The organism is Thalassotalea coralli (assembly GCF_055786205.1).
The window spans coordinates 1-2,939 of record NZ_JBVVBK010000014.1 but is presented as its reverse complement, the minus strand read 5'-3'; the positions used below and the strand labels follow the sequence as shown (position 1 = coordinate 2,939).

The 2,939-nt window shown below is 50.0% G+C and carries 1 rRNA gene; it reads right to left on the bottom strand.

The features are described 5' to 3' along the window. Positions 1-30: 30 nt before the first annotated feature. Positions 31-2,909 (bottom strand): 23S ribosomal RNA (locus ACOB80_RS20770). Between the last annotated feature and the right edge of the window lie 30 nt (positions 2,910-2,939).

Genomic DNA, 2,939 nt, shown 5'->3' with positions numbered 1-2,939 from the left:
AATCAGTCATTAAAACCATTTGGGTGTTGTATGGTTAAGCCTCACGGGCAATTAGTATCAGTTAGCTCAAGGCCTCACAACCCTTACACACCTGACCTATCAACGTCGTAGTCTCCAACGACCCTTTAGGGAACTTAAAGTTCCAGTGAGAACTCATCTCAAAGCCTGCTTCCCGCTTAGATGCTTTCAGCGGTTATCAGTTCCGAACGTAGCTACCCGGCAATGCGTCTGGCGACACAACCGGAACACCAGAGGTTCGTCCACTCCGGTCCTCTCGTACTAGGAGCAGCCCTCTTCAATTCTCAAACGCCCACGGCAGATAGGGACCGAACTGTCTCACGACGTTCTAAACCCAGCTCGCGTACCACTTTAAATGGCGAACAGCCATACCCTTGGGACCGACTTCAGCCCCAGGATGTGATGAGCCGACATCGAGGTGCCAAACACCGCCGTCGATATGAACTCTTGGGCGGTATCAGCCTGTTATCCCCGGAGTACCTTTTATCCGTTGAGCGATGGCCCTTCCATACAGAACCACCGGATCACTATGACCTGCTTTCGCACCTGCTCGACGTGTCTGTCTCGCAGTTAAGCTGGCTTATGCCATTGCACTAACCGTACGATGTCCGACCGTACTTAGCCAACCTTCGTGCTCCTCCGTTACTCTTTGGGAGGAGACCGCCCCAGTCAAACTACCCACCAGACAGTGTCCCCAAGCCCGATTAGGGCCCTAGGTTAGAACATCACGCATACAAGGGTGGTATTTCAAGGTTGGCTCCACACACACTGGCGTGCATGCTTCAAAGCCTCCCACCTATCCTACACATGTAGGAGCAATGTTCACTGTCAAGCTATAGTAAAGGTTCACGGGGTCTTTCCGTCTAGCCGCGGGTATACGGCATCTTAACCGCAATTTCAATTTCACTGAGTCTCGGGTGGAGACAGTGTGGCCATGATTACGCCATTCGTGCAGGTCGGAACTTACCCGACAAGGAATTTCGCTACCTTAGGACCGTTATAGTTACGGCCGCCGTTTACCGGGGCTTCGATCATGAGCTTCGCAGAGCTAACCCAATCAATTAACCTTCCGGCACCGGGCAGGCGTCACACCGTATACGTCATCTTTCGATTTTGCACAGTGCTGTGTTTTTAATAAACAGTTCCAGCCACCTGGTTACTTCGACCGACCTGTGCTTAGGGAGCAAGTCCCATCACACTAGCCGGCGTACCTTCTCCCGAAGTTACGGTACTATTTTGCCTAGTTCCTTCACCCGAGTTCTCTCAAGCGCCTTAGTATTCTCTACCTAACCACCTGTGTCGGTTTGGGGTACGGTTCCTTTATACCTAGAGCTTAGAAGATTTTCCTGGAAGCATGGCATCAACAGCTTCTGTCCCGTAGGACATCGTCTCGTATCTCAGCCTTAAGAACCCGGATTTGCCTAAGTTCTCAGCCTACATACTTTCACACGGACAACCAACGCCGTGCCTGCCTAGCCTTCTCCGTCCCTCCTTCGCAGTATAAAGAAGTATAGGAATATTAACCTATTTCCCATCGATTACGCTTTTCAGCCTCACCTTAGGGGCCGACTTACCCTGCCCTGATTAACATGGGACAGGAAACCTTGGTCTTTCGGCGAGGGGGTTTTTCACCCCCTTTATCGTTACTCATGTCAGCATTCGCACTTCTGATACCTCCAGCATGCTTTACAACACACCTTCAACGGCTTACAGAACGCTCCCCTACCACTTATTCCTAAGAATAAATCCGCAGCTTCGGTGCATAGTTTAGCCCCGTTACATCTTCCGCGCAGACCGACTCGACTAGTGAGCTATTACGCTTTCTTTAAAGGATGGCTGCTTCTAAGCCAACCTCCTAGCTGTCTATGCCTTTCCACATCGTTTCCCACTTAACTATGACTTTGGGACCTTAGCTGGCGGTCTGGGTTGTTTCCCTCTTCACTACGGACGTTAGCACCCATAGTGTGTCTCCCGCATAGTACTCATTGGTATTCGGAGTTTGCAAAGGGTTGGTAAGTCGGGATGACCCCCTAGCCTTAACAGTGCTCTACCCCCAATGGTATTCGTGCGAGGCTCTACCTAAATAGATTTCGGGGAGAACCAGCTATCTCCCGGCTTGATTAGCCTTTCACTCCGACCCACAGGTCATCACCGCATTTTTCAACATACGTGTGTTCGGTCCTCCAGTTGATGTTACTCAACCTTCAACCTGCCCATGGGTAGATCGCCGGGTTTCGGGTCTATACCTAGCAACTGAACGCGCAGTTAACACTCGCTTTCGCTACGGCTCCCCTAATCGGTTAACCTTGCTACTAAATATAAGTCGCTGACCCATTATACAAAAGGTACGCAGTCGCCCGAAGGCTTCCACTGCTTGTACATATACGGTTTCAGGTTCTATTTCACTCCCCTCACAGGGGTTCTTTTCGCCTTTCCCTCACGGTACTGGTTCACTATCGGTCAGTTAGGAGTATTTAGCCTTGGAGGATGGTCCCCCCATGTTCAGTCAACATTTCACGTGTGCCGACCTACTCGATTTCACAATGTGTTTGTCTTCGTGTACGGGGCTATCACCCTGTATCGCCAAGCTTTCCAGCTTGTTCCACTGACGCCCACACGCTTAAGGGCTAATTCGCGTTCGCTCGCCGCTACTAACGAAATCTCGGTTGATTTCTTTTCCTCGGGGTACTTAGATGTTTCAGTTCTCCCGGTTTGCCTCTTTTAGCTATGTATTCACTAAAAGATAGTGCCTTATGACACTGGGTTTCCCCATTCAGAAATCGTAGTCTATAACGGTTTTTATCACCTTAACTACGCTTATCGCAGATTAACACGTCTTTCATCGCCTCTAACTGCCAAGGCATCCACCGTATACGCTTAGTCACTTAACCATACAACCCCAAATAGTTTCGAGTTACTCA